The sequence below is a fragment of the Arthrobacter oryzae genome (assembly GCF_030812315.1).
Classification (GTDB): Bacteria; Actinomycetota; Actinomycetes; order Actinomycetales; family Micrococcaceae; genus Arthrobacter; species Arthrobacter oryzae_B.
In genome coordinates this window covers 1-4791 of record NZ_JAUSSM010000030.1, presented here as the reverse complement: position 1 = coordinate 4791, position 4791 = coordinate 1, and the positions used below count along the sequence as shown (strand labels likewise).

The window sequence follows — 4791 nt, the reverse complement described above, 5'->3', positions numbered from 1 at the left end:
TAGGTCGAGAGCCCCAACCAGGCAACTGGTCGGGGCTCTCCCACTTTAACCACCCAAACACACCCCACAGCGACCCAATCCCACAACCTGCACCCTTCCCGGGCGGACGCTCTCGCACTTCCTGCAGCCAAAACGCGCACCCTCCCGCACATCCTGCAGCCAAAAGGCGCACCCTCTCTCACTTCCTGTACGCTCCGGGAGACCCTCTCTCAGCGTCGGCTCTAGACTTACACTCCATGAGCCCCATAACCTCCGGACGCCCGGCAAAGCCGGCAACAATCCTCGACGTAGCGGCCGCCGCAGGGGTTTCACGCCAAACAGTCACCCGCGCAATGAACGGCATGCCGGGTATCAAGGAATCCACCCGCGAACGCGTGCAGGAGCTGGCACGTGAACTTGGTTACACCCCAAGCCGTTTCGCCAAAGGCTTAGTCCAGGGATCGAGGACATCCGTGGGGCTTGCCATCCCCGATCTCACAAACCCCTACTTCCCGGCCTTTGCCTCGAGCGTGGTGGAACTGGCCACCCGGCGGGGCTGGCAGATAGTGGTGGATGACTACGGTCACGGCGGCCGGAGCGGACTGGATGCCGTGGACCACCTGGCTCCCCATGTTGACGCCGTCATTGGATACTTGGGCGGGTATGCTGACCAGGCCCAGGCCGCGTTGGGCCGGCGCCCGCTAATTGTCCTGGACGAGATTCCAGGAGGTGCGGCAGGGAGCATCAATTTCGACTACAACCAGGCAGCGAAGCTCGCCGTGGACCACCTGAGGCACACAAACCGGGTCCGCATCGCCTATCTGGACGCATGCGAGTCCCGTCACCCGGGACTGACACCGGAAAACCAAGATCCCATGGTCCCCTCACGCGTGGGTGGCAGCGGGCTGTGCACGGTCCGCGGCAAGGCGGTCGCGGATCGACTGGATCAGATCAGGACCCCGTGGTCACTGATCACGGCGGAGGAGACGGCGGGCGCAGCAAGGGTGGCCGCGGGGGCTTTGTTCCAAGACCGGCCAGAGACCGACGGGGTCCTGGTCTTCAACGACCTGATGGCCGCAGGCGTCCTCAAGGCAGCAGCCGACGCGGGGCTCCGCGTGCCGGAGGACTGTGCGGTGGTCGGCATGGACGGCATCCCCCTGGGGGAACTTCTGACACCGGAACTCAGCACTTTGGCGCTGGACTTGCGGGAGGTGGGGCGGGCCGCCGTCGAACTCCTTGATGGGCTCTTGGCAGGTGCAATTGCGCCAGGTTCAGACGCTGCCCGGCTGACTCTGGAACATCGACTGGTCCTCCGTGAGTCGGCCTGAACCGGGGCCATCTTCGGTGTCCGCGGCCGAGGCGAGCGGCAATCATGCCCGTCGCTTGGCAGCCAATACCCTGTTCAAGAATGGTGTGCTGGCGTAGGATCATCTACGAACGTGAACGTTCACGAAGCTAACCAGGTGCCGACTTCCATAACGCCGTGCCCGGCACCGGAACACCCCCCACCCAAGGAAATGCCATGCCAGCTGAGCTCACGACCACCAGCCACGACGCTTCCGCCGCAGCGGAATCCGACCTTGACCTTGCCGCTGAACAAGTCGCCGGGCTCGCATCCATGGCGCCACCACAGGGCACCCTGGCCGCCCGAGCCCATCTGCAGAGCACCGCACCTCGGCTGTCCCTGAACGGCGACTGGAAGTTCAGGCTGCACCCCGGTATCCGGCAGGCACCCCAGGACGGCTGGCAGGAAGGCGGGGACCGACCCGGTTTCGGCGATCTCCCGGTGCCGTCCAGCTGGCCCATGCACGGACACGGGACGCCCTGGTACACGAATGTTCAGTTCCCCTTCCCTGTGGAACCGCCGCACGTCCCGGACGCCAACCCCGTCGGTGACCTGTTCTTCGAGTTTGCCGCGGGGCCGGAGTATTTTCCGGCGGCGCTGCTCCGCTTTGACGGCATCGAGTCTGCCGGAACGGTCTGGCTGAACGGCATCCTGCTGGGCACCACGCGCGGCAGCCGGCTCGCGCACGAGTTCGATGTCACGGGTGTGCTGGTTCCGGGCGCGAATGTCCTCGCCGTGCAGGTCGCCCAGTTCTCCGCGGCCAGCTATGTGGAGGACCAGGACATGTGGTGGCTACCCGGCATCTTCCGGGACGTCACGCTGCAGGCCCGTCCGGTAGAGGGAATTGACGACGTCTTTGTCCACGCGGACTTCGACCACAGCACCGGCGAAGGTATCCTGCGCCTCGAGGTGAGCCGGGCAGGTGAGCCGGTTGCCGCCGTCGTGCGTGTCCCGGAGCTGGGGCTGGAACTGCCTGCAGGCGTAGAGCACCGTCTCCCGGGGATTGCGCCGTGGTCCGCAGAGCTGCCGCGGCTTTACGACGCCACTGTCAGCACCACGGGGGAGACCGTCTCTGCGCAGCTCGGCTTCCGCACCATCAGCATCGAGGATGCCGAGTTCAAGGTGAACGGGCAGCGGATCCTGCTCCGCGGCGTCAATCGCCACGAACACCATCCCAAGCTGGGCCGCGTGGTGCCACGGGAGGTCATGGAGCGCGAGCTGCGGCTTATGAAGCAGCACAACATCAATGCCATCCGTACGTCGCACTACCCGCCGCATCCGGACTTCCTGGCGCTGGCGGACCAGCTTGGCTTCTACGTTGTCCTTGAATGCGACCTGGAAACGCACGGGTTCGAAGAAGGCGGCTGGCGGCAGAATCCGAGCGCCGATCCGCAGTGGCAGCCCGCCCTTGTCGACCGGATGTCCAGGACTGTGGAACGCGACAAGAACCACGCCTCGGTCATCATGTGGTCGCTGGGCAACGAGGCCGGCACCGGTGAGAACCTGGCCGCGATGTCCCGCTGGACCAAGCTCCGCGACCCCTCCAGGCCCATCCACTACGAGGGCGACTGGACCTCGGCCTACGTGGACGTCTACTCGCGGATGTACGCCAGCCAGGCGGAGACCGGACTGATCGGCCAGGGAGTGGAGCCTCCGCTTGACGACGCCGGCCTGGACGCGCGGCGGCGGGCCATGCCGTTTGTGTTGTGCGAATACGTCCACGCGATGGGCAATGGACCGGGCGGCATGTCCGAATACCAGGAGCTTTTCGAGCGCTACCCGAGGCTGATGGGAGGCTTCGTGTGGGAGTGGCTGGAACACGGCATTGCCCGCACGGGGCCTGACGGAAAGGAGCACTTCGTCTATGGAGGAGACTTTGGCGAAGAAGTCCACGACGGCAACTTCGTCACGGACGGGCTTGTGGATGCAAACCGCGTTCCCCGCCCGGGCCTGCTGGATTTCAAGAAGGTCGTAGAGCCGCTGTCCATTGTGGTGGCAGCGGACTGGTCGGGGTTCTCGCTCACCAACCGCTTCGATTTCGCTGACACCTCGGCACTGGAGTTCCGCTACGTTGTGGAGGCCGACGGCGTGACGGTCGACGGCGGTTCGGTTGAGGTTGCGCCGGTGGCACCGCACGAATCCGCCCATGTCCGGCTGCCCGCAGGCCTGCTGGAAAGAACTGCCCTGTCGCCGGCAGTGCTGACGGTCAGTGCAGTGCTCAAGCAAGACACCGCCTGGGCCGAGGCAGGCCACGAACTCGCCTGGGGACAGGAATCAGCCAATGTTCCGGCGGCTCCGAAGTTGGAGGCAACTGCCGGGGTGAAAGTGGAAGGTGATCTACTTCGCCTAGGGCCGGCTGTCTTCGAACGCTCCACCGGATCGCTCATCCGGCTCGGCGGCACTCCGGTTGAGGGGCTGCGGCTCCTGTTATGGCGTGCACCCACGGACAATGACCTTGGGGCGGAATGGGGGAGCCCGGATCCCCGTCCAGTGGCCACCCAGTGGCTGGAAGCCGGACTCAACCGGCTGCACACGCGACTCCTCGGCGTTTCGTCCCGTCCTACGGCTGGCGGCGGGGAGGAACTTGTTGTGCGGACCCGCGTTGCCCCGGCCGGCAAGCAGTTTGGGGTAATCGCCGAATACGCCTGGTCCAGCGACGGGTCCGGTGTCAGCCTCCGAACCAAGGTCACGCCCGACGGCGAGTGGACCAACGCCGGCTGGCCGGTGCCGTGGGCGCGGGTCGGGATTGAGCTCGTGATGGGGTCACCCACGCAGTCCGTGGAATGGTTCGGTCAGGGACCGCATCACAGTTACCCGGATACAGGCCAGGGCACCAAGCGCGGCTGGTACCAGCTGCCGTTGCAGGACATGGACGTGGAATACGTCCGGCCCCAGGAGTCGGGCGCCCGTTCAGGCGTATACCGGGCGGCGTTGGAGTTCGACGGCGGCCGGCTCACCGTCAGCGGGCAACCGTTTGCACTCACCGTGCGCCCGTACAGCCTGGAGGTACTTGACGCTGCGACCCATCGGCCAGCCCTGGTTCCGGACGGCCGCAGCTATGTCTATCTCGATCACGTGGTGCATGGAGTCGGCACTGCGGCGTGCGGACCGGGAGTTCTGGAGGGCTATCGGCTGGAGCCGCGGGAGGCCGACTTCTCGTTCGTATTTGGTGTGACTCAGTCCACATAGGGCTAGTCGGCGCTGAAGTACGACCTACGGCGGCGGGAAGGGCCGGAAATCCGCGGAATGCCGCAGATTTCCGGCCTCGGGACCCCGCCTGCGGGTGGATTTGTGCGGGGTCCTCCAGGCGTGTAAAGTAATTCGAGTCGCCGCCGCTGATGCGGAAAGATAGCGACCGACCCCCTTCTGAACGGCCTGAAAAACGGCGTCTTTGCTGGCGTGCGGAAACCGGGTGGGGGCCCTTGTGGTGGAGCTTGGAACTGCGGAAACGCGGGTTTGCAAAGCTT

2 protein-coding genes are annotated in these 4791 nt (G+C 65.4%); both read left to right on the top strand.

The window, feature by feature from the left end; translation table 11 throughout:
• Positions 1-236: 236 nt before the first annotated feature.
• The gene (locus J2S97_RS23830; protein ID WP_307052401.1) at positions 237-1307 is read left to right on the top strand and encodes a LacI family DNA-binding transcriptional regulator; all 1071 of its coding nucleotides are present in this window, start codon (positions 237-239) and stop codon (positions 1305-1307) included.
• Between the two features lie 194 nt (positions 1308-1501).
• Positions 1502-4513 (top strand): glycoside hydrolase family 2 TIM barrel-domain containing protein, encoded by a 3012-nt coding sequence (locus tag J2S97_RS23825; protein WP_307052400.1) that lies wholly within the window; start codon positions 1502-1504, stop codon positions 4511-4513.
• The last annotated feature ends 278 nt before the right edge of the window (positions 4514-4791 follow it).